This is a genomic window from Cobetia marina (assembly GCF_001720485.1).
Taxonomy (GTDB): domain Bacteria; phylum Pseudomonadota; class Gammaproteobacteria; order Pseudomonadales; family Halomonadaceae; genus Cobetia; species Cobetia marina.
The window spans coordinates 2,280,904-2,304,111 of sequence record NZ_CP017114.1; the positions used below are offsets into that span (position 1 = coordinate 2,280,904).

A 23,208-nucleotide genomic window follows, 5' to 3' on the forward strand; every position below is an offset into this window, starting at 1 on the left:
TTCCCCTTTATTTGAATCTACTTATTTCTTAGGGCGAGAATTGCCTGATCGCCGATCAGGTCAGCCTTTCATCAATACAGGACCAGCAGAAAGACTGGCTGCCGCGAATGCCGTATCCCCATGCAACGTGTAAAGAACAGGAGAATGTGTCGCGGTGCAGAAATGTGGGCAAGAAGCGCTCTGAAGAGATGGGACAAGCCGGCACGACAGGCGGTGCCGGCTTGTGGGTCGAGGTGAGTCACCTCAGGAGCGCGACTTCTTTTCCTTGCTCAAGGTCTGGGTCAGGCGGTCAAGCAGCATGGCCAGGATCACCACCGCGATACCCGCTTCGAACCCATCTCCGGGACGCAGACGCTGGATCGCCTTCCAGACCTCGTTGCCCAGACCATCGGCGCCGATCATGGCCGCGATGACGACCATCGACAGGGCCAGCATGATGGTCTGGTTGATGCCCGCCATCACCGTCGGCAGCGACAGGGGCAGCTGCAGCTTGAAGAGCTTCTGGCGACGGGTGGACCCGAAGGCATCTGCGGCCTCGATCAGCTCCTTGGGCACCTGACGAATCCCCAGGGTAGTGAAACGGATCGCCGGCGGCATCGAGAAGATGACCGTAGCGAAGATCGCCGAGACTGACCCGATACCGAAGAAGGGAATGGCCGGGATCAGATAGACGAAGGCCGGCATCGTCTGCATGAAATCCAGAACCGGCATGATGACCCGATAGAAGCGATCCGACAGCGCCGCCAGAATGCCCAGGGGGATGGCGATGACCACGGCCACCAGCGTCGCGATGACCACCAGGGTGAGCGATTCGATCATCGGATCCCACAGATCCAGATTCCAGATGAGGCCGAGGCCCAGGATGGAACCGATCGCCAGGCGAGTTCCCGCCAGCCGCCAGCACAACAGCGCGACCAGTGCGATCAAGGCCCACTGAGGCATCCACATCAGGGCGTCATTGAGCGCACCGATGCCGGTCTCGGTGAACTTGGAAATGGCGCGGGTCACGCTGGAATAATTGTTGGTCAGATAATCCAGCCCTGCCTCGATCCAGTCACCCAGCTCTATCTTCGGAATGGTGAAACCTGTCGATTCACTCATGCATGCGCCTCCCCTGCTTCGGCCAGCTCAGCCAGTACGGATCCCTTGACCACGACTCCCATCAAGCGCGATTGCTCATCCACGACTGCCAGCGGGTGGTGATGGCCGGCAAACATCGCGAACAGGTTGTGCAAGGGCTCATCAGGCGAGACCCGACAGCAATCGGAGTGGATCAGACTGGAGAGATCCGTGAGGTTCTCACGCACCGCACGCTCGGCATCTTCTGCCGTCACGATTCCCAGAACGGTACGGTCGCGGCGCACCACGAAGAGACTGTCCAGGCCGTTTTCTCCCATCTTGCGCAATGCCGTACGGGGGCCATCATCGTCTCGCGCAGTGGCACGGACATCCGTCATGGCGGACTGGGCGGTCAGAATCCGCGACATGTCCACGCCTTCGACGAAGCGCGCGACATAATCGTCAGCGGGCTCGGTGAGAATGGTCTCGGGAGTGCCGATCTGGACGATTTCACCATCCTTGAGCAGGATGATGCGATCACCGATGGACAGGGCTTCATCCAGATCGTGGGTGATGAAGATGGTGGTCTTCTTCATCTTGTGCTGCAGCGCCAGCAGCTCCTGCTGCATGTCCTTGCGGATCAACGGATCCAGTGCCGAGAAGGCTTCATCCATCAACAGGACGGTAGAATCATTGGCCAATGCACGTGCGAGCCCGACACGTTGCTGCATACCGCCGGACAGCTGATCGGGATAGGCATCCTCCCACCCGTCCAGTCCTACCTGCTTGAGTGCGTCACGCCCGCGCTGGAAACAGACTTCCTTCGCCTCGCCGCGCACTTCAAGGCCGTACTCGGCATTCTGTTGAACCGTACGATGAGGGAAGAGCGCAAAGTTCTGGAAGACCATCGAGAAGTGCTTGCGACGACAGCGCAGCAGCGATTTCTCATCCAGCTTGGCCACGTCCTGACCGTCGATCAGGATCTCGCCTTCTGTCGGGTCGATCAGACGATTGAGACAACGGATCAAGGTGGACTTCCCGGAGCCGGACAGCCCCATGATGACCAGCAGCTCACCTTCCATCACATCGAAATCGACATTGGACAGGCCCAGTGTCTGGCCGGTCTTTTCCAGAATTTCAGGACGTTTGAGTCCCTGGTCACGCAGAGTGAGCGCCTTGTCAGGCTGGTTACCGAACACCTTGCTCAGGTTGCGCACCCGGATCTTCACATCGCGAGTGTCAGTCATTGGCTTTCCTGTTGTGAGTGCACAGGGAAGCGTGAACAGGCTTGATCAGTCACACGGCAGGCAACGCGCTTTCACGAGGTTGCGCCGCTGAGGGTGGCATAGCGCCAATCAGGCCGTCATGCGGGAGGTACCCGTCATGACACTGCCTGATACTGAGCAGAATGCCACGTCATTCCCTGCGCCAATTTCCATAAAGGATTCTTATATTTAAAATAATGATACAGAGTTATTGATATTCACTCAAACAACAACACAGCTTTATACGACGAAGGTGGCATACCACCGATCATGCCCCGACACGCGCGCATCAGGCCTTGGATTCAAGCCTCAGGCGTTGCCAATCACTGGTGGGCTCATTGAGTCGGATACTCGCATCGATGACCTGTTCCTCCATGTTGTAACGACAGGTGAACCCCAGATGCTTCATCAGTGCACGCATCGGGTGATTGTCCATCATGATCTTGCCTACCATCTCGAGAGTGCCCAGCGAGCGGCAATAGCGCAGCATCTTTTCCATCAACAGTCGCCCGATCCCCTCACCTTGCAGGTCATCACGAATGATCACCGAGAACTCCGTGCGAATGTTGTCAGGGTCATTCCAGACCCGCACCACTCCCAGCATTTCACGACGTGAGCCGCCCTCCTCCTGCTCACTGACTTCACGCTCGGCGATGAATGCCATCTGGCGGTCATAATTGATCTGGGCCAGCAGCGCCAGATCGCGTTGCGTCAGGGAAGCCTTGTGATGGAAATAACGGAAACGAATGCTTTCCTCGGACAATCTGGCATGGAAAGCGGTGATCAATGGCGCATCCTCTGCACGAATCGGCCGCACTTCCACCTCGGTGCCATCCTCAAGCCGCACCCACTCCCGCAGCTCTTCCGGGTACGGCATGATGGCGAAGCGCGCGGGCTTGCCCAGATCCAGCGTGAAATCCACCGCGACGGCCTCATCACGATTGAGCAGCAACGGATTGATCTCCAGCCCCCGAATGTCAGGCAAATCCGATGCCAACTGCGACAATTTGATCAACAAGGTACACAGGCGCGCGATATCCCGCTCGGGGTCCGGCGAGTGCTCCTCGATCAGACGCGAGGCATGACTGCGCGAGATGAGCTCGCGTGCCAGCGTCATGTTGAGAGGTGGCAAGGCAACCTGGCGGTCTACCAGCACGTTGACCTTGTAGCCCCCCAGCCCGAAGACCACCACCGGCCCGAACTCCTCGTCACGCGTGATGCCCGCACTCAATTGCAGCGAATGCTTGCCGCGGCGCATCGGCTGCAGGCAGAACTCATGGATGCGGGTGCGTTCGCTGCCGCTGCGTCCCCGCTCGTCATCACGCTCGCTCACCTTGCTGGTGATGCGACGCATGGCCAGGGCGATGTCTTCCGGGCCATTGAGATCCTGGACCACGCCAGAAGACAGACGCTGCGGGAAGCGGCGATAACGGAAGGGCTGGCTGTTGTGCTCGTGGACCACCCGCAAGGCGAAGGGCCCCGCTGCCATCTCGGCGTCTTCCTTGCCAGCCGCCTGCCTGAGAGCTGCAATGGCCTGCGCGGCTTCGGCGGCATCAGACACATAATGACTGGCAGCTGTCGCGATGCCATAGGTCTCCAGTACCTGAGCCGTTTCAGAATGGGTCAGCCATTCACGACCGGCACGCCGAGCGCTGTGCACCAGATCATGTGCTCGGGCGCGAATCTCGGCGCTGGTGGTGAAGGACAGGCTCGGCGGGGTCTGCTGCAACAGGGACTGCACCCGCTGGTAATCCACCATCTGCAGGAAGGCCTTGACGCCCTTTTCGGGTGAGAGATAGGTCGGGATACCCGCAGCGTGGCAGGCATGACGTGCCGCCAGCGCCTGCTCGAGCCCCATCCAGCTGGTCAGCAGATTGCGCCGGAACTGCTTGCGATGCGTGATCAGGGCCTCGGCCGTGTCCTTGGATGGTGCAAGTCTTGTCGGCGCATGCACGACGAGCACCGCATCGACTCCCTGATCATTGGCCACGATGTTGACTGCGGCAACGAAGTCTTCGGGCGTGGCATTGCCCCCCAGATCCACCGGATTGCGACCGGGCAGGCTGACATCCAGCTGATCCTTGAGCAGCGCATCCCGACTCTCCTTGCTCAGCTCGGCAAGCTTGCCGCCTCCCGCCATCAGCTTGTCGATCGCCAACAGGGCCGGCCCGAGACCATTGGAGACGATCGCCAGCCGATCGCCCCGCAGCGGTTTCATGCGGTTGAGCGTCTCGAGGGCATCGAACATGTCCTCGCTGTCATTGACGCGTACCACCCCAGCTCGCGCCAGCGCGACGTCCACGATCTGGTCGCGATTGGGGATGCCGGGGGTGACGTGAGTCCCGAACAGGTCGGCCTCGGGCGTGCGACCGCTCTTGATCGCCAATACCAGTCGGTTGCGAGAGGCCTCGCGCAGCGCAGTCATGAAGTGCATCGAGTCATGGATGCGCTCGAGATGCAGCAAGAGCGCCTGGGCATGCCCATATTGATTCAGGTAATCAATCAGGTCAGGCAACATCACGTCGACGCTGTCTCCCAGCGTCACCAGATGGGAGAAGCCGATACCGCGCCCCGCTGCCCAGTCGATCATGGCATTGCCCAGCATCCCCGACTGCCCCAGATAGGCGACCTTGCCCTTGGCGACAGGCTGACCACTGAAGGAGGCATTCAGATTCCGATTGGGCACGCAGACCCCCATGCACTCCGGGCCCAGCAGACGTATACCACTGCCACGTGCCGCCTTGAGCAGACGGCTGTTGAGACTCTCCTGATCCGGATGGATGCGCAGTCGCGCGTGGTCGGGGGCCACAGGCTCACGCCGGGCAAGCATTCCGAGCCCTTTTTCCGTCACGCGGGCCAGGGAGCTTGCCGGCGACGGTGCCACTCCTCCGGAGATCAACAGCGCGGCCTTCACGCCGCGACGCCCCAGCTTCTCGACGATGCGCGGCAAGGTCTCGGCAGGCGAGCACAGGATGGCGAGGTCCGGCATCGTGTCCAGCTCACTGATCCGGCGCACACAGGGCACTCCATGCACCGTGTCATAGCCCTTGGGATTCACCACGACAAGCGTGCCCTTGAACCCGCCTTCCAGCAGGTTTCTCAGCACCTGGCCGCCCAGTGAGTGTGTCTTTTCCGAGGCCCCGATCACCGCGATACTGGTGGGCTCGAAGAAATTGCGCAGAAATCGCATCCCCATGGAGGTGTCCTGTCAGCCGGTGCGCATCCAATGCGCGATGCCACCAGCATGCCGCGAAAGTGAGTGCCTGAACAGCAGCCGGCAGGTGCTGGAGAAGGTAGACCATCCGCCACTATCCGTGTCTACCAGTGAATCTTACTGTGAGGTTTCGAACTATCCTCAGTCTAGCGCCCAGCCAAACAGGCACATGCCGATGATCACCTCTTATATCTCTCATAGCGACTGTGGCAATCATTTCATGGGTCCGACACATCCCGAGAGCCCATTGCGCCTGCAGGCCATCCAGCGTCAGCTGGCATTGAGCGGCGTGATTCAGCATGTCCAGCAATACGATGCACGCCCTGCCACGCTGGAACAGCTGGCAAGAGTCCATCCGATGCGCCACCTGCAGGCTCTCGACAAGTGCCCGCCCCAGGCAGGTCAGCTGCTGGCGCTCAGCGAGGACACCGTGATGTGTGCAGATAGCCTGGTGGCGGCACGTCTCGCGGCAGGGGCCGTCGTGCGTGGGGTCGACCAGGTGATGCGCAATCAGGCAGACAACGTCTTCTGTGCCGTGCGCCCACCGGGCCATCATGCCGAACGCGCGGATGCCATGGGCTTCTGCTTCTACAACAACGTGGCAGTAGGCGCGCTGCATGCCCGCCAGCAGTACGGCGTCAGACGCATCGCCATCCTCGATTTCGATGTTCATCAGGGCAACGGCACGGTAGATATCTTCAAGCATGACCCCGACACGCTGGTCTGCTCATCGTTCCAGAACGCCATGTACCCCTGGCGCTATCTCGAGAGCCGCTGGGAGCACATTCACAATACCCCGCTGGCAGAAGGCTGTGGTTCGCTGGACTTTCGCCATGCCATCGAAGCGCAATGGCTGAAGAAGCTTGATGATTTCAAGCCGGAGCTGATCCTGATCTCGGCAGGCTTCGACGCGCATCGTGAGGATCCGATGGCCGAACTGTGTCTCGAGGACGACGACTATTACTGGATCACGCGCCTGGCGATGGACGTGGCCAGGCGCCATTGTCAGGGACGTGTCGTCTCGGTACTGGAAGGCGGCTACTGCCTGGAAGCGTTGGCACGCAGCACTGAGGCCCATGTCAAGGCACTGGCGGGTCTGCCGATGGAGGACGGGATATCCCTGCGTCATTCGCCGCCAGCCGCGCACGCGTCACCCAAAGTTCATGCAAGGCCAGATGAGCGTGATCATCCGCTGTTCTGAGTGACCAGACATGCGACTTCAAGAGACGCATCCCCTGTCGCCAGGAGCATCGTCGATGCCTTGCTCAGCTACACCGTGATTTCCTTGCTGTGATAAGCTGGCGAAAAAGTTTCCAATAGTAAACTTGTGAACTCCCGCCGCCATCGACCACAGCGAAGCTTCCCATGAGTACACCGACTGACAAGGATGCCGCGGTCCGGATCGCTTCCGGCCGCAAGGCCTTCGTTGAGCCCCTCAAGCTTGGAGAGAGGGTCAAGCAGATCCGTCTCGCCAATCATTGGACCCTCGAGGACGTCAGCCAGCGTACCGGGCTTGCACGCTCTACGCTGTCCAAGATCGAGAATGAACAGATATCCCCCACCTTCACCGCCGTCCAGAAGTTGATCAATGGTCTCAATATCGACCTTCCTCAACTGCTGAGTCCTCCCAAGCGACAGAGCGGCACGCTGGGCCGACGTGATCTGACGCGCCTCGGTGAAGGCAAGAGCCACCCGACCCCGACCTATGAACATGAGCTGCTTTCCTGGCAGCTGGCTCAGAAACGCATGATTCCCTTCAAGACCCGGGTGCGCGCTCGCAGCTTCGAGGAGTTTCCCGACTGGGTGCGCCACGACGGCGAGGAATTCCTGATGGTGCTAGAGGGCAGCATTCTACTGTATTCCGAGTTCTATGAACCCTTGCCTCTCGGAGATGGAGACAGCATCTATTTCGACTCCGACATGGGCCATGCTCTGGTTTCCACCAGCGAAGACGATGCCGTAGTGCTGTCGGTCTGCACGCGCAACGACGCCGATTGATGATACGCCCACTGGCGCAACGCTAAACCGTTCTCCAGGAACATGTGACGTGAAAGATCTTTACCTCGCCAGAACAATGGCCTGGCGAGGCAGAGGCAGCGCCCACATCATCACCGTTTAGCCTGGTGCTAGCGGGCGATCTTGACTCAGTCATGTTGGGCGGCGTCGCCTCGCCAGATGAGCTGACCACATTCACGCAGGTCATACCCTCCCAACGACTGTGCCAGCTGGATGCCATTGGGCGTGGACAGATAGTCCAGCAGGCCCTGGAAGAGGTCGCGGAAATAGACGTTGCGTGGCACGACCAGATCAAAGGCCTCTTCACAGACCGGCACGAATCCGAGACCGAATTCATTCGCGGCGGATAACGTCCCCGGCCCGACATCCACCTCCCCGCGCGCGACGAGTGATGCGACCTCTCGCTCCGAGTAGGCGATGGCGAGGGTGTTGAGCTGCTCCGGGCGCATCTGATGGCCGGACAGCCACTCCTGCAGGAAGCGCTGCGAACCGGCCCCCTCCTGACGCACTACCCAGCGCCGTTGAGACCCGAACAGACCACCGGGATTGATCGGCAGGTGGCGATCTTCCTGACGAATGATCAGCCCCTGGGTGCGCCGGGCCAGCCGGACCAATACCCACTGACGATAACCATCGTGCCCGCGGATCAAGGCCGGATGGCGAAGCGATGCTTCCTCGGCACGCCCCCAGTGGATGGCACAGACATCGGCTCGCCCCTGACTCAACAGATCCAGCCCCAGGCGTGTCCCGGTGACACTCATGCCATAGAAGGCACTGCCATCGTGCTGCTGGTTGAGTCGCATCGTCAGCGCTGCCAGCAAGGGGTCATCGCTACCGGTGATCATCAAGCGATCCGCCAGCACCCCATGATGGCTGGACTCCAGAATCCATTGCTCGACCAGACGCCGCGGGAAAAGCCATTTTCCGGTGACCTTGGTGGCCGGCATGGTGCCCTCACTGGCCAGCTGATAGATCTTCTTTTCATTGAGGTGCAACAGTCGTGCGACCTCATGGACCGTCAGAAAGGGGTTGTCATGCATCGTCGCATCCCCGCAAACAGGCTGATTCATTGCTCGCCTCCCGGGCGAGACTTGCTGGACTCACGGAGTTGATCACCGGCACGCAGTGGAGGGATGGCGTCCAGTACCATCCGACCGGCAGGGTCCACCACCTGGAAGTGGCTGCCCTTGGCACGTGCGATCAACAGCACCCCGAAGCGGCTTGCCAGCTCAACGCCCTTCTGGGTCACCCCGGAGCGTGAGACCAGCACCGAAATGCCCGCCTGCGCCACCTTGAGCACCATCTCCGAGGTCAGACGCCCCGTGGTGTAGAAGATATTGGCACCCCGGTAATCCGTCTCGTCCTCGCGCACGGGCGAGAGCCAGTTCAGTCCTGCCAGGGTATCGACGGCATTGTGGCGACCGACATCCTCGATGAATGCCAGCACCTCATCATCCCGGCACAGCGCACAGCCATGTACCGCCCCCGCCTTGCGGTAGGTGGCATTGTGGGCCGCGAGAGATGCCAGCAGCTGATACAGCACACTCTGCTGAAAGGGGCGATCATCAAGCGCCTCCAGCGTCTGACGCTCCAGCAGATTGCCAAAGACGGTTCCCTGGCCGCAGCCGGTAGTGACGGTACGCTTGCTCAGTCGCTGCTCGATATCCTTAGGTAGATGGCGCGTCACCACCGAGGCGCTTTCCACCTCCCAGTCCACTTGCAGCGCCTCCAGGTCTTCGATATCTCCCAACAGGCCCTGATTGCGCAGATAGCCCGCCACCAGCGCCTCAGGCTCGGCCCCCAGCGTCATCAGAGTGACGATCTCACGCTTGTTGAGGTAGATCGTCAGCGCGCGCTCGGCGGCGATCGACTGCGTCTGGCGCTGGCCTCGCTCATCCATCACGACGATGTCCAGCGTGGTGGGCAATCGAGCATTGCTGATGACCGGAGGCATGGAGGTTTTCATGGCGTCGGGGTCTCCCTCTTCGAGCCGAATTGATGCCGGAGGGTGCCGCCACACGGCGAACCTGCCATGCAGGTTGCGGCATGCGTCGTCACCCAGCGCTCAAAGAATACCAGTCAGGCCGAGAGGCTGTCCTGATCCGGCAGCCATTGCTATCTCGCGTCATGCAATTCTCGACGCATGCGGCACGCTTCTTGCTAAAACCGGTAGAGCGTCGCATGTTCGTGAACGTACGAGCCACGACGCTGATGCAGACTCGCCTTGGACCCGATACGCCGCCGACCTCGCCTCGGGTCACCCCCTGAACAACCTCCAGAACGCCCTCAAGAGATACGCCATGACCCAGCCACCCGACCCGTTGATGGACACGGCACTCGACGCCTCACGCGAGTCATCACGACCTGACGACACTCGCTGGCTGACCGTGACACTGGCCCCCTCGCAGCAGACTCTCGGCCGCTTCACTCTCGACACCTGGGTGATTTCCCGGATCGCGCCCGCGGATCACGGCGAGACCACGCCCCGGACGCCTGATCAAGCGGCGCAACCGGAGCCTCAACGCACTCTGCCCCTGCAGCTGCATCTCACCGAGCGCACCGACTATCGTTACAACCTGCGTTGCGAACAGCCGCGCCTGTTCGTCTTGTGTGAAGAGCGTGAAGCGGATGGCATGCAGCCAAGGGTCGTCACCGCCTGCCAGGAGGTGGCCTCGCATTGGCTGGATGGCGACCAGCTGGTACTGGATACCCCGATGCCTCCTGCCCTGATGGTCTGGCTGGAGGGCTATCTCGCCCGGCATGGTGAGCGCATCGATGAAGGCAAGAAGAAGAAGCGCAAGGGGGCGGGGCGCGCCAGTCAGACCGACACCGTGCGCCCGGACGCTGATGCTGCCAACAAGGAAGGGCCATGAGTCACTCCGACGACCGCGACAATACCTCGCAAGGCCTGTTGTCCCGCTGGTCACGCCGCAAGCAGCGCGCCGAAGCCTCACGGACGACCACGGACTCCCCCGATGCCGCCGCCGCTGGACTGACGACGGTCGCTCGGCCCTCCACTGCCAATGACACCGCACCCACGGAAACAGAGGCCTGCGAGGCATCGGACGAGCCGGGCCATGCTCTGCACAGCAAGCGGCATGGCGAAGCGTCCGCTGAAGGCGGCAGTGAGACGACCGACGCCGAGGCCCTTGCACAGGAGGCAGATGAGCCCCCACCCGTCGTGGAGCTGCCAGACCCCGACACCCTGCTGCCGGATGCGGATATCAGTGCCTACATGCAGGCAGGAGTGGACCCGGCGCTGCGACAACGCGCCCTGCGCCGCATCTTCATGGGAGGCGAGCATTCCCTGCGCGATGGCCTGGACGATTACGATCAGGATTTCTCCCAGATGCGTCCGCTCGCCGCAGGTGTGGCCGAGACGCTGAGACGTTGGACCCGCGATGTCGAAGAGGGACTCGAGAAGCTGGAGGATGACGAGGCTGAGTGCGTAGCCACCAGCAACGGCTCGGAAGATCAACCGCAGGATGAGGCGCTGGAGGCTGCACCCTCAACGGATGAGCAAGGTCTCGACTCACTGGATGAGACATCACCGGATCACGGCCCACAGACCCATCGCGAGCACGCGCAGGACAAGCACACGGATACTGATGCTGCCCTTGCGCATGACACGCATGCACGGCAAGGCGCATGGGACCAGACCGATGGCGTCACGGCTGACGGACATGGGCCCACCCACAGATCGCCCCAACCACCAGAATGACACGCCTGCCTCAGGCACTGAGACATTATGACCCAGCGCGAGCTCCGTTTTCGGCATGCGGGGTCATTCCCTTGCCTCTCACATGACTTCCACTCCCATGCGAGAGGCGCACTGCCTGCAAGAATCCGCTCAACAGAGGCAGGTATCGTCTAGCAGGAGAACGGCACTGCCTCCCGATACCTGACCGACTACGCCCGATGCTCATCGCTGGCCCTTCAGTCCCTGACTATGCTGAAGCCAGTCGCAATGATGCCGCCATGCGGATCATCCGGATGACATCAGGCGCAAGACGTCGCTGGAAGCCCATGCACTTCCTTGAATGACCTTCGACCGCTGACCGGGCGCAAGCCTCGAGAATCAGCGGCGATCAGGAACCGTCCACCGCGCCACCTGACAGGCGCCAGGGGCGGAGCCGCCACGACCGAAATAAGGATGAGGATGCTCAGTTCAAGTCTCGAGAACGCCCAGCGCGCGCTCAACCAGCAAGCACGCCAACGCGCCCTGACGGCAGTGCTCGGAGCCTCCCCCGCTTCCAGCCTGCCACTGCTGGCCAGTGATGCCGGCAGCGCCCCGATCCGCTATCGCAGCCAGGGCCGCACGCTGCTGATCAGCAGCGAAGCGCGCCTGCGTGCCCTGTCCAGCCTGATGCTGGCACTGCCCGCCACTCACTCACTGTCACTGTCTCTGCTGATCAGCGAGCAGGACAACAGCGCTCTGGTATCCCTCGACGAGCGGCATATCACGACGAGCGAAGCACTGCCCTCCCATGCCAGCACCCGCGAGGCGCTCTCGCTGAGCGGCCATCTTGGCCATTTCACGCTGCTGTCTGGCGGGGTCAATCTGGCCCGCGCACTGCTGTCCACAGGTGCCCGACAGGTCGAGACCTTCGACCTGATCGCCGATCTGGGTCACCAGCCCCTCAATCAGGCGGAACTTCCGCCGCCGGGCTATCTGCGTGCAGAGGATACGGTGCTGGGCGAGCTGGATCGTCTCGCAAGCGACGCCAGCCTTGTCGAGAGCGGCGATCAGATCGCGAACCTGATCCATTGGGCGACAGAATTCGCCGGTCTGGTCGGCAGCTTCGACAAGCCCAATTACGTCAACGTCAATCTCGACATCTGTGCTCATTCAAGTGCGGGCAGCATCGGGTGTACACGTTGTCTTTCCTCCTGCAGCGCCGATGCCATCTTCTCCGCGGCGGGACGCCGCAACGCGCATATCGAGATCGACCCGTACCTCTGCCATGGTGCCGCCAGTTGCGTGAGTGCCTGCCCGACCGGTGCGCTGAGCTTTACCCAGCCGCCACTCGAACAGCGTCTCGAACAGATCCAGCGTCTGCTTGAGCGCTATCAGGATGCAGGGGGCACGCAGCCGATACTGCGCTACCGCCTCGAGTCTGCCAGTGACCGCCACTCGCCGTTGGCACCTGAGGATCAGGAACGCTGCCTGGACATCGCACTGGATGAAATCAGCGCCACCGGGCACGACGAGTGGCTGGCCGCGTTGGCGCTGGGCGCCACCCAGGTCATCGTCGAACTGCCTCGGACACTGCCTGCCGGTCAGCACCAGCAACTCGAGCAGGAACAGCGTCTGTGCAATGCGTTGCTGGAGAGCATGCAACTGGCCACGGACACCCAGGGCTCCCCCCGTCTCGTGCTGATCACCGAGTCCGCCGTGCCGGCCTCGCCCATGACGCTCGTCAGTCCGCTCTGCCTCGCGCTGGCGCCCGGTGCCGATCGCGAAGAGGACGGCCAGCCGGGCCTGCCGATCGCGCGTGACTGGCTGTTGGGTCAGCCGGATGCCCGACCCGGCAAGCGTGAGCGCCTGAATCGTGTACTGGATCACCTGGCCACGCTGGCCGCCGCTGACCTGGCGCAGACCGCCATCGAGGTACCTGCCGGCGCGCCCTTCGGCGCGATTCAGGTCGAAAGCGATGGCTGCACCCTTTGTCAGGCCTGTGTCGCGGTCTGCCCGACCAGCGCACTGTCCGCCAACCGCACCTCTCCGGCACTGTCCTTCACCGAGGGAGATTGCGTGCAATGTGGCCTGTGCGAGCAGTCATGCCCCGAGAGCGTCATCACTCTGACGCCGGGCTTTTCCGCACAACCAGAGGTGCGCCGTGAACCGCGCCTGCTCAAGCAGGACACGCCGTTCCCCTGCATCAGCTGCGGCACCCCGTTCGGCTCCACCGCCACCATCACGGCGATGCAGACCAAGCTGGCCTCCCACGCCTATTTCCAGGGTGACGGTGCGCTGCGCCTCAAGATGTGCAGCGATTGCCGCGTGAAGGATATCTGGCACGAAATGGCCCGCAATCCCGATGCTCAACTCAAGGTCTGAGTCCATGCCTTCAAGTGATGACACTGATATGACACCTGATGATGGATCGCTGATCAGCCACAGTGCCGAGCAACAGGCACTGCGGGCCGATCTCTACCGCCTGCTGGCTCGTCTGCTGCGGGCAGCGCCCGATCAGCCACTCATCGACTTCCTGGCGGCGCTGGAGCCTGAGGCCATCACCATGCCCGGCGCGGATCAGCAGCAACTGCCCAGGGCGCTGGCCTCGCTGTCTCTATCGGCGCGCGTCAGTGACCCTCGACGACTGGAGGATGAGTATTTCCAGGCACTGGTCGGGGTCGTGCAGGGCGAAGTGGTGCCGTATGCCAGCTGGTACCTGACCGGCTCATTGATGGAAATGCCGCTGGTGGCACTGCGCCATGATCTCAAGCGCCTCGGTTTCGAGCGCGAAGCCGACGTTCGCGAGCCGGAGGACCACCTGGGGGCTCTGTGCGAGGTCATGGCCATGCTGATCGAGGAGCTGCCCGGCGAACAGGTCAACTTCTTCCGTCAGCATCTGGCGAACTGGGGTGAGCGTTGCTGTGCCGACCTTGCGCGCCGCAAGAGTCCTTTCTATGCCGCGGTTGGCTATCTTGGCCAGGCATTTCTGGCAGCCGAACGACGCAATCTCGGAGAGGCTCCCCATCCGACAGCCTCATTGGCGGACGTCGCAAGTCAAGACACCACTGGCTGGCAAGGCATACAACTTCCCCAATCGTGAGACCGACAGACACGAGCCGGACAGCACCCACAGCCCCGGCACACGCCATGGCCAGTGCTGGGGCTGATGCAAGACCCTGATGCAAGACCTGAAGCAAGACCGTGAGACACCCTTCAAGCGACAACGAATTCAGCGACGTTCGCCTTGAACATGACATGTCAGACAGGAGATCAGCATGAAGACTGATGACAACACGCAAGGCCAGGAACTGGCCTGTCAGGGCCGCCGCAAGTTCCTGAGGGTACTGGGAGCCAGCACCGTCGGGGCGGCAGCCGCTGGAACGCTGGCCGGGGCCGTCATCCCGGATCAGGCCGCGCCACAGGACGGCAAGACAGCAGACAGAGTGACCGACAACTATCGCGAGACGGATCACGTGAAGGCGTTCTACGCCACTCTGCGAGATTGACCTTCTGTCGGTCACGTCTCCACAGGGGAATCTGGCAGTGGCAACGCCGCCACTGCCAGATCCTCCGGGAGAGTACAGACTCGCCTGACGGCGTGACCGATCAGAGACACAAAGGGCAGCGTGGAGTTCACTCCAGCCGCCATTGACAGCGACAAGACGGCACAGGGGCTCGCTGGCGAATGCCAGAAGAGCCACCTGAAGAACCGCCACTCCCGACACGGCCACCTGACCCGCCCAAGCGGTGCATGTCGTGTATCGGGTGATGAGGAGAAAGATGTCATGCGACTGACCCCCACCCCCTCCAGCACGGAGAGTACGGGACTCGGCATCAACCGCCGCCAGTTCCTGAAGCGCAGCGGTGTTGCGACCGGCGGCCTTGCCGCGGCCAGCTTCATGGCCACCCCGATGATGAAGCGTGCCGAGGCCAAGACGGAAGTCTCACAGGCACCTGTCGAGACCAAGCGCACGATCTGTTCCCACTGCTCCGTGGGCTGTGGCGTCTATGCCGAAGTCCAGGAAGGCGTCTGGACCAAGCAGGAACCCGCCTTCGATCACCCCTTCAACCGCGGCGCGCATTGTGCCAAGGGCGCCTCGCTGCGTGAGCATGGTCACTCTGATCGTCGTCTGAAGTATCCGATGAAGCTCGAAGGCGGCAAGTGGAAGAAGCTGTCCTGGGAGCAGGCCATCGAGGAAGTCGGCAACAAGGTACTGGAGCTGACCGAGCAGCATGGCCCGGACAGCATCTACTGGCTCGGCTCGGCCAAGTTCAGTAATGAACAGGCCTACCTGATGCGCAAGTTCGCAGCGCTGTTCGGCACCAACAATGTCGATCACCAGGCGCGTATCTGCCACTCCACCACCGTCGCCGGCGTCGCCAACACCTGGGGCTATGGCGCGATGACCAACTCGTTCAACGACATGCACAATTGTCGTTCGATCCTGTTCATCGGCTCCAACCCCTCCGAAGCCCACCCGGTGGCGATGCAACACATCCTGCTGGCCAAGGAGCGCTCCAACGCCGAGATCATCGTCGTCGATCCGCGCTTCACCCGCACGGCAGCGAAAGCCAACAAGTACGTTCGCCTGCGTCCAGGCACCGATGTTGCCTACATCTGGGGACTGCTGTGGCACATCTTCGAGAACGGCTGGGAAGATGAGGCCTACATCCAGCAGCGCGTCTACGGCATGGACGAGGTACGCGCGGAAGTCGCCAACTTCCCGCCCGACGTGGTCGAGCGCATCACCGGTGTCGGTGAAGCCGACATGCTCGACGTCGCACGTCGACTGTCCCAGAACCGTCCGGGAAGTGTCGTGTGGTGCATGGGTGGCACGCAGCACACCACCGGCAACAACAATACCCGCGCCTACTGCATTCTGGAGCTGGCACTGGGCAACATCGGCAAGTCCGGTGGCGGCGCCAACATCTTCCGGGGTCACGACAACGTTCAGGGCGCCACGGATCTGGGCCTGATGTCCCACTCCCTGCCAGGTTACTACGGCCTCTCCGAAGGGGCGTGGAAGCATTGGGCCAAGGTATGGAACGTCGACTTCGACTGGATCCAGAACCGCTACGACCAGACCGAGTACCACGACGGCAAGCCGATGCACACCAACGGCATCACCGTCTCGCGCTGGGTCGATGGCGTGCTCGAGGACCCGGATCGCATCTCCCAGCGCACCGCGCTCAAGGCGATGTTCTACTGGGGGCATGCCGTCAACTCCCAGACCCGTGGACCCGAGATGAAGAAGGCCATGGCCAAGCTGGACATGATGGTGGTGGTCGACCCCTACCCGACCATCGCCGCCGTCATGCACGACCGCACCGATGGCGTCTACCTGTTGCCGGCCGCGACCCAGTTCGAGACCACCGGCAGCGTGACCAACTCCAGTCGCTCCCTGCAGTGGCGTGATCAGGTCATCGAACCGATGTTCGATTCCAAGCCGGATCACGAGATCATGTACCTGCTGTCCCGCAAGCTGGGCTTTGCCGACGAGCTGTTCCGCAACATCAAGGTCGAGGGCAGCGTGCCGGTGGTCGAGGACATCACCCGCGAATTCAATGCCGGGATGTGGACCGTTGGCTATACCGCCCAGAGTCCCGAGCGCCTGAAGGCACATCAGAAGAACTGGCATACCTTCGACTTCGAGACACTCAAGGCACGGGGTGGTCCGGCAAATGGCGACTTCTACGGTCTGCCATGGCCGTGCTGGGGAACGCCGGAGATGGGCCATCCGGGCTCGCCCATCCTGTATGACACCTCCAAGACGGTAGCCGAAGGCGGTGGCAACTTCCGCGCCCGTTACGGCGTGGAACACAACGGCACCAATATCCTGGCCGAGGGCTCCTGGTCAAAGGGCGCCGAGATCGAGGATGGCTATCCGGAGTTCACCGACAAGCTGCTCAAGCAGCTGGGCTGGTGGGACGACCTGACGGCCGAGGAAAAGCAGGCGGCGGAAGGCAAGAACTGGAAGACCGATCTTTCCGGTGGCATCCAGCGCGTGTGCATCAAGCATGGCTGCATGCCGTACGGCAACGCCAAGGCACGTGCCCTGGTGTGGACCTTCCCGGACCCGATCCCCAAGCACCGCGAGCCGCTGTATACCGCGCGCCGTGACCTGGTGAAGGACTATCCGACCTGGCCGGATTCCGAATCCATCTATCGCTTGCCGACGCTCTACGCCTCCATTCAGGAGAAGGACGTCAGCGCCAAATACCCGATCACCCTGACCTCGGGCCGCCTGGTGGAATACGAAGGGGGTGGCGAAGAGACACGCTCCATCCCGTGGCTGGCCGAGCTGCAGCAGGAGATGTTCGTCGAGATCAATCCGGCGCTGGCCAATGACCAGGACATCAAGGATGGCGACATGGTATGGGTCGAGGGTGCCGAAGGCGGCCGCGTGAAGGTCAAGGCGCTGGTCACCGAACGAGTCGGGCCGGACGTGGTCTTCATGCCCTTCCACTTCGGGGGCCACTACGAGGGCGAGTCCCTGGAGTCACGCTACCCGGAAGGCACGGTGCCCTACGTGCTGGGTGAGTCCGCCAACACCGCGACGACCTATGGCTATGACCCCGTGACCCTGATGCAGGAAACCAAGGTCACGCTGTGCCGAGTCAGCCTCGCCTGAAGCGCGTCCCGACCCTGACTGTCGATCGCGTAAACGCCGAATCATCGAGCCAATCATATGTCGATGATCAGAAATATCCGGCCTGTCGTCTGAACCACTCGACGACGGGCCGTGAAGGAGAAGCAAGATGGCCCAGATGAAATTCCTGTGTGATGCAGAACGCTGCATCGAGTGCAATGGCTGCGTGACGGCCTGCAAGAACGCCAACGAGACGGAATGGGGCATTCAGCGTCGCCGTGTCGTGACCCTGGATGACGGCAAGCCGAGCGAAGTCTCCATCTCGGTGGCCTGCATGCATTGTGATGACGCGCCCTGCATGGCGGTCTGCCCCACCGACTGCTTCTACAAGACCGATGACGGCATCGTCCTGCACGACAAGGATATCTGCATCGGTTGCGGGTACTGCCTGTATGCCTGCCCGTTCGGCGCGCCACAGTTCCCGCAGCAAGGTGCCTTCGGCGAGCGCGGCAAGATGGACAAGTGCACCTTCTGTGCCGGCGGCCCGGCCGAGAGCCCGGAAGAAGAGTTCGAGAAGTACGGTGCCAACCGCATCAGCGAAGGCAAGCTGCCGCTGTGTGCCGAGATGTGCTCCACCAAGGCCCTGCTGGCCGGTGACGCCGAGACCGTCTCCGACATCTTCCGTCAGCGCGTGGTCTATCGTGGCCATGAAGACGGCGCCTGGTCGCCGGTCGACAAGGCCAGCCACCCGGAAACCTCGGCCAACCTGACCACCAGCAGCGTTCAGCAGGCGGATCACCTGGCCTACGACGCAGCCCGCAAGGGGTAAGGAGGCGACATGCGCGCGCACTTCACAGCTTCACGGTTGACCGTCGTCGCCATGTTCCTGTGTCTGATGCTGGCCAGCCTCTGGCTGGCCCCTCAGGCGCTGGCCGCGAATCCGGACGGCGAGATCGGTCAGGCGGTCGGTACGGTGAATGCCGACACCTGGCGGCAGGTGAAAGATGGAGAAAATTCCATCGACAGTCGCCATGACTCCAACTACAGCCTGATCAACCAGAGCGGCGAGACCTGGCGACAGATCCGCAACCGCTGGATCTCACCGGGTGGCCTGATCGCTCTGGGCGGTATGCTGGCCGTGCTGGCGATCTTCTATCTGCTGGTGGGGCGCAACGATCTGGACCACCCCCGCTCAGGCAAGTTGATGCTGCGCTGGACGGCACTGGAACGTGCCATGCACTGGACACTGGCCACACTGTTCCTCACGTTGGCCATCACCGGCATCAATCTGTTGTGGGGCAAGTTCGTGTTCCGCAATGTCTTCGGGGATGTGTTCTGGGCCAACATGATCATGGCGACCAAGGTGATCCACAACTATGTGGGGCCATTGTTCTCGATCATGCTGATTCTGGTGCTGGCCAAGTGGCTGAAGCTCAACCTTCCCAAGAAGCATGACCTTGAGTGGTTCCGCCAGGGTGGCGGCATGATGAAGGGCAAGCACCCGGATGCCGGCTTCGCCAATGGCGGGGAAAAGGCTTGGTACTGGATTCTGGCGACAGTCGGTCTAGTGGTGATTGCCAGCGGGCTGGTGCTCGACTTCCCGATATTCGGTCAGACCCGTGACAACATGCAGTGGGCCAATGTCTTCCACGGCGTTGCCTCATTGATGCTGATCGCGGTGTCCTTCGGCCACATCTACATCGGTACCGCCGGCACGGAAGGTGCCTTCGAGGGCATGAAGACCGGTTACGTCGATGAAACCTGGGCCAAGCAACACCACAATCTGTGGTATGACGAGGTCAAGCAGGCCGAGGCGGCGGACCCGGCATCAGACCCCGCCACGGCACCTGACGACAGCCTGGCGCGTCAGCAACGCCCGAATTAGTCCGAGGCCAGACATCCGCTGGATGAGTGATGATTCGCCCGGTCAGGTTCGCCTGCCGGGCGTTTTGCATTGATATCGCCTCTCCCTGCCCGTCGCCCGGCCTCTCGCACCGGTTCACAGCCCTGCATTAGTTGCGTAAAGTTTCAGGTATCTGGCCTGGTCTCACCAGGCCCCCTCTACCATGAAGGCCTGCGCCATGCCGCGCCTTCTCAGGAGATTTCCATGAGCGACCCGACCCCCAAGACCGTCCAGGACCTGAACCAGCTGGACGAGCAGACCCGCACCGAGCTGGAAGCGGCCGCTTTCCGCCGTCTGCTCAAGCACCTGGATGACAACAAGGATGTCCAGAACATCGATCTGATGATCCTCGCCGACTTCTGCCGCAACTGCCTGTCCAAGTGGCTGATGGCCGCCGGCGAGGAACGCGGCGTGAGCTTCGATTATGACGCGGCGCGCGAGCACGTCTACGGCATGCCCTATTCCGAGTGGAAGACACATCACCAGGCCAAGGCGACCCCTGAGCAACTCGCAGCGCTCGAGGCACGTCAACAAGGCAAGAAGGACTGATCATGAGCGGCAATGACGAACAGATCGGCCTCACCATCGCGGTATTGACCGTCTCCGACACGCGCACCGAGGAAACTGATCGCTCCGGTGACGCCCTGGTCGAGAGCCTGACGGCAGCCGGCCATACGCTGCATGAAAAACGTATCGTCCCCGATGACATCTATCAGTTGCGCGCCGTGGTCAGCGAGTGGATCGCGGACCCGGCCGTGCAGGTCATCCTGACCACCGGCGGCACAGGCTTCACCGGACGTGATTCCACACCGGAAGCCATCCGCGTGCTGCTCGACAAGGAAATCCAGGGCTTCGGCGAGCTGTTCCGTCAGCTTTCCCATCAGGAAGTCGGCAGCTCCACGATCCAGAGCCGCTGTCTGGGCGGCCTGGCCAATCGTACCGTGGTGTTCTGCCTGCCCGGCTCTACCGGGGCCTGCAGAACAGCCTGGAACGGCATCCTCAAGGAGCAGCTGGACAGCCGTCATCGTCCCTGCAACTTCGCCAATCTGGTGATCCCGGAGCGCGGAACCCATGCCCACTGACTCCTCTTCTGCACAAGAGGCATCCCGGACGGGTCAGACCAAGACCGCCTGCGGCTGCGATAGCGTGCCGGTTGGCGCCAAGGGCCTGGCCCCTCTTTCCAGTGCCTTGTCCGCATTGCGCGAATGCTGTCCGGTAATGCCGGTAGAGCAAGTCCCTGTCAGCAAGGCCGCGGGGCGTGTCCTCGCTGAGGATATCTACGCCGAACTGGACGTTCCTCCTGCCGACAACTCACAGATGGATGGCTACTGTGCAAGAGTAGCGGATATCGGTGATGGCGCCTGGCTGCCAATCAGCCAGCGCATCGCGGCAGGCCAGCCCACCTCGGCACTCGCCTCGGCAAGTTGTGCACGGCTGTTCACCGGGGCGGAAATCCCCGAAGGCGCCGACGTTGTGGTCATGCAGGAAGAAGTGACACTGCGTGAGAACGAAAATGGCACCACGGAAGCGTGGCTGCCCGGCCCACGGATTCCCGGCGACAATATCCGCCGACAGGGACGCGACGTCACTCGTGGCACTCGGCTGATCGCCGCCGGCACTCGCCTGGATGCCGCGATGCTTGGCCTGCTCTGTGGTCAAGGGCTCAGCTACGTATCGGTACGACACAAGGTACGCGTTGCCCTGTTTGCAACTGGCGATGAACTGATCGAACCCGGCCAGCCGCTCGAACCGGGGCAGATCTACAACTCCAATCGCGTGATGCTCAGCCAGATGCTCAGCGACTTCGGGGCTGACGTGGTGCTGGCGCCACTCAATGTGGCCGATACCTTCGAGGCCACCCGTGACGCTCTCGCGACAGCGGCAGAACAGGCCGACTTGATCGTCACCTGTGGCGGGGTCAGCGTCGGGGAGGAAGATCACGTCCGCCCTGCCATCGAGGCGCTTGGCAGCCTGGATCTCTGGCGCCTGGCCATCAAACCGGGCAAGCCACTGGCGCTGGGGCGCATCCTCAACACGCAAGGCGACTCGGTGCGTGTGGTGGGGCTACCTGGCAACCCGGTGTCGAGCTGGGTCGGTGGCTGGCTATTTCTTCGCCCCATGCTGGGCGAAATGCTCGAGTGTGACGCACTGCGGGCCTTGAGAAGCCTCCGGGTACGTTCCGCCTTCTCGGCCAACACTGCCATCCGTCAGGACCATCTGCGTGTCACGCTGACGCCAGCCGATGATGGCCAGCTTGAGGCTCACGCCTTCCCGGACCAGAACTCAGCCGTGCTCTCCTCATGCGTCGGCGCTGAGGCATTGGCCGTGATCCCTCCCCACGCACAGATAAGCCCCGGCGACAGTGTGGAGTGTCTATGGCTGGAGAGTTGAGTGATTTCCGCTCCTGACCGGCATCTCCACCTCCTCTGACGCTGGAATGCGACAACCGAGTGACCCTCCAGCGTCATCTTGACCTTCCCTCTGAGTCCGGCACACTGACTGCTTTTATTCGTCAGCGTTCTGGCCTGCCAACCGCAGGCCAGAACGCTGGAATGTTCCGGACTCTTGAGCAAGGACATCTCAATGCCAGCCAATTCCTCGTCGCCTCGTGCGTTGTTGCGCCCACTCACCATGGCTGTGCTGCTTGCCACCGCTTCGTCATCCCTCCCGGCCTTGGCCAATGACAATGAAACGGCACCAGCCCCGGGAACATCCGTCACCGAATGGAGCTACTCGAGTGAGTCGGGCGACAGCGCCAATGGACCGGAACACTGGGGAGACCTCACCCCCGGCTACGCGGAATGCGCCAGTGGTGCCCGGCAATCACCGATCGACATCGACAGTCAGTCACGCCCTCTGGAGGAAACAGGGCCGAAGCTCGACTACCACTCGCCGCTGCTCGTCACTCGGGACACGGGGCACACCTTGCAGATCGAAGGGGCCAGCGGAAACACGATGACACTGGATGGCACCCCCTACACTCTGTCACAGGTGCATCTGCATGTGCCCTCGGAACACGCGATCGATGGCAAGCGCGCTGCCATGGAAATCCATCTGGTGCACACCACTCCAGAAGGCAAGTTGGCAGTGCTGGCCGTGTTGGTCGAGGAAGGACATGACAATCTGGCGCTCAGCCGTCTGTTGAGCCGTCTTCCACAGCGAGGACTCTCCGAGACTCTGACAAGCGGACTGTCTGCCAACCTGCTGCTGCCACGCGAGCATGCTGGCTGGCAATACTCCGGCTCGCTGACCACTCCGCCATGTTCTGAACCCGTCACCTGGTTTGTGATGAAATCACCGATCGAAGCCTCTCGGTCACAGATCGATGCCTACCTGGAGTGGCAAGGAGGGGAGAATTCTCGCCCTCTCCAACGCTGACGACACGATTTCCTCTCAAACCATGAAAACGCCACCCGACAGGGTGGCGTTTTTTTTCGTGTGCTCAGAAACATATTTCAAACGTTTAAGCAACGGACATTACT

General features: G+C 61.8%; 19 protein-coding genes. 14 read left to right on the plus strand and 5 right to left on the minus strand.

The window, feature by feature from the left end; genetic code table 11:
- Positions 1 to 243 precede the first annotated feature (243 nt).
- From BFX80_RS09680 to BFX80_RS09690, 3 genes are all read right to left on the minus strand, one after another.
- The gene (locus BFX80_RS09680; protein ID WP_084208717.1) at positions 244 to 1,101 is read right to left on the minus strand and encodes an ABC transporter permease; all 858 of its coding nucleotides are present in this window, start codon (positions 1,099 to 1,101) and stop codon (positions 244 to 246) included.
- Positions 1,098 to 2,306 carry a quaternary amine ABC transporter ATP-binding protein gene (locus BFX80_RS09685; RefSeq protein ID WP_084208718.1) on the minus strand — a complete coding sequence of 403 codons (1,209 nt, stop codon included), beginning with the start codon at positions 2,304 to 2,306 and terminating at the stop codon, positions 1,098 to 1,100. Before BFX80_RS09685 ends, BFX80_RS09680 begins: the two co-directional genes overlap by 4 nt.
- A gap of 307 nt (positions 2,307 to 2,613) precedes the next feature.
- Complete coding sequence (locus tag BFX80_RS09690) at positions 2,614 to 5,520, minus strand: bifunctional acetate--CoA ligase family protein/GNAT family N-acetyltransferase (RefSeq protein ID WP_084208719.1); 2,907 nt, start codon at positions 5,518 to 5,520, stop codon at positions 2,614 to 2,616.
- 193 nt (positions 5,521 to 5,713) lie between these two features.
- On the opposite strand from BFX80_RS09690, the gene BFX80_RS09695 reads away from it, so the two are divergent.
- Both BFX80_RS09695 and BFX80_RS09700 read left to right on the plus strand, forming a co-directional pair.
- Positions 5,714 to 6,739 carry a histone deacetylase family protein gene (locus BFX80_RS09695; protein ID WP_084208720.1) on the plus strand — a complete coding sequence of 342 codons (1,026 nt, stop codon included), beginning with the start codon at positions 5,714 to 5,716 and terminating at the stop codon, positions 6,737 to 6,739.
- A 164-nt stretch (positions 6,740 to 6,903) separates the two neighbouring features.
- Positions 6,904 to 7,536 (plus strand): helix-turn-helix domain-containing protein, encoded by a 633-nt coding sequence (locus BFX80_RS09700; RefSeq protein ID WP_077376603.1) that lies wholly within the window; start codon positions 6,904 to 6,906, stop codon positions 7,534 to 7,536.
- Between the two features lie 146 nt (positions 7,537 to 7,682).
- Here the strand turns inward: BFX80_RS09700 and BFX80_RS09705 are convergent, their stop codons facing one another.
- Positions 7,683 to 8,594 (minus strand): helix-turn-helix transcriptional regulator, encoded by a 912-nt coding sequence (locus BFX80_RS09705; RefSeq protein ID WP_077377390.1) that lies wholly within the window; start codon positions 8,592 to 8,594, stop codon positions 7,683 to 7,685.
- Positions 8,595 to 8,620: 26 nt separating this feature from the next.
- Positions 8,621 to 9,520, minus strand: coding sequence for a formate dehydrogenase accessory sulfurtransferase FdhD (locus BFX80_RS09710; protein ID WP_394327498.1), 900 nt, complete (start codon positions 9,518 to 9,520; stop codon positions 8,621 to 8,623).
- A 334-nt stretch (positions 9,521 to 9,854) separates the two neighbouring features.
- On the opposite strand from BFX80_RS09710, the gene BFX80_RS09715 reads away from it, so the two are divergent.
- From BFX80_RS09715 to BFX80_RS09770, 12 genes are all read left to right on the plus strand, one after another.
- Entirely contained in the window at positions 9,855 to 10,427 is a 573-nt protein-coding gene (locus BFX80_RS09715) for a DUF3305 domain-containing protein (protein ID WP_240499525.1), read from the plus strand.
- On the plus strand, positions 10,424 to 11,275 hold the full coding sequence (locus tag BFX80_RS09720) for a DUF3306 domain-containing protein (RefSeq protein ID WP_084208722.1): 852 nt from the start codon (positions 10,424 to 10,426) through the stop codon (positions 11,273 to 11,275). The genes BFX80_RS09715 and BFX80_RS09720 overlap by 4 nt, the downstream gene beginning before the upstream one ends.
- A 438-nt stretch (positions 11,276 to 11,713) precedes the next feature.
- The gene (locus BFX80_RS09725) at positions 11,714 to 13,615 is read left to right on the plus strand and encodes a 4Fe-4S dicluster domain-containing protein (protein ID WP_084208723.1); all 1,902 of its coding nucleotides are present in this window, start codon (positions 11,714 to 11,716) and stop codon (positions 13,613 to 13,615) included.
- A gap of 28 nt (positions 13,616 to 13,643) precedes the next feature.
- A complete protein-coding gene (locus BFX80_RS09730; RefSeq protein ID WP_084208724.1) occupies positions 13,644 to 14,333 on the plus strand; it encodes a TorD/DmsD family molecular chaperone in 690 nt (229 codons plus the stop codon).
- A 175-nt stretch (positions 14,334 to 14,508) separates the two neighbouring features.
- Entirely contained in the window at positions 14,509 to 14,739 is a 231-nt protein-coding gene (locus BFX80_RS09735) for a hypothetical protein (RefSeq protein ID WP_084208725.1), read from the plus strand.
- A gap of 279 nt (positions 14,740 to 15,018) precedes the next feature.
- Positions 15,019 to 17,865: a molybdopterin-dependent oxidoreductase gene (locus BFX80_RS09740; protein ID WP_084208726.1), complete on the plus strand. Its 2,847-nt coding sequence runs from the start codon at positions 15,019 to 15,021 to the stop codon at positions 17,863 to 17,865.
- A gap of 127 nt (positions 17,866 to 17,992) precedes the next feature.
- Complete coding sequence (gene fdh3B, locus BFX80_RS09745; RefSeq protein ID WP_084208727.1) at positions 17,993 to 18,652, plus strand: formate dehydrogenase FDH3 subunit beta; 660 nt, start codon at positions 17,993 to 17,995, stop codon at positions 18,650 to 18,652.
- Positions 18,653 to 18,661: 9 nt separating this feature from the next.
- Positions 18,662 to 19,708 (plus strand): formate dehydrogenase subunit gamma, encoded by a 1,047-nt coding sequence (locus tag BFX80_RS09750; protein ID WP_077376626.1) that lies wholly within the window; start codon positions 18,662 to 18,664, stop codon positions 19,706 to 19,708.
- 222 nt (positions 19,709 to 19,930) lie between these two features.
- Positions 19,931 to 20,275: a DUF1244 domain-containing protein gene (locus tag BFX80_RS09755; RefSeq protein ID WP_084208728.1), complete on the plus strand. Its 345-nt coding sequence runs from the start codon at positions 19,931 to 19,933 to the stop codon at positions 20,273 to 20,275.
- Between the two features lie 2 nt (positions 20,276 to 20,277).
- Positions 20,278 to 20,808, plus strand: coding sequence for a molybdenum cofactor biosynthesis protein B (gene moaB / locus BFX80_RS09760; protein WP_084208729.1), 531 nt, complete (start codon positions 20,278 to 20,280; stop codon positions 20,806 to 20,808).
- A complete protein-coding gene (locus tag BFX80_RS09765) occupies positions 20,798 to 22,117 on the plus strand; it encodes a molybdopterin molybdotransferase MoeA (protein ID WP_084208730.1) in 1,320 nt (439 codons plus the stop codon). Before moaB ends, BFX80_RS09765 begins: the two co-directional genes overlap by 11 nt.
- A 192-nt stretch (positions 22,118 to 22,309) precedes the next feature.
- A complete protein-coding gene (locus tag BFX80_RS09770; protein ID WP_084208731.1) occupies positions 22,310 to 23,104 on the plus strand; it encodes a carbonic anhydrase in 795 nt (264 codons plus the stop codon).
- Positions 23,105 to 23,208: the final 104 nt, after the last annotated feature.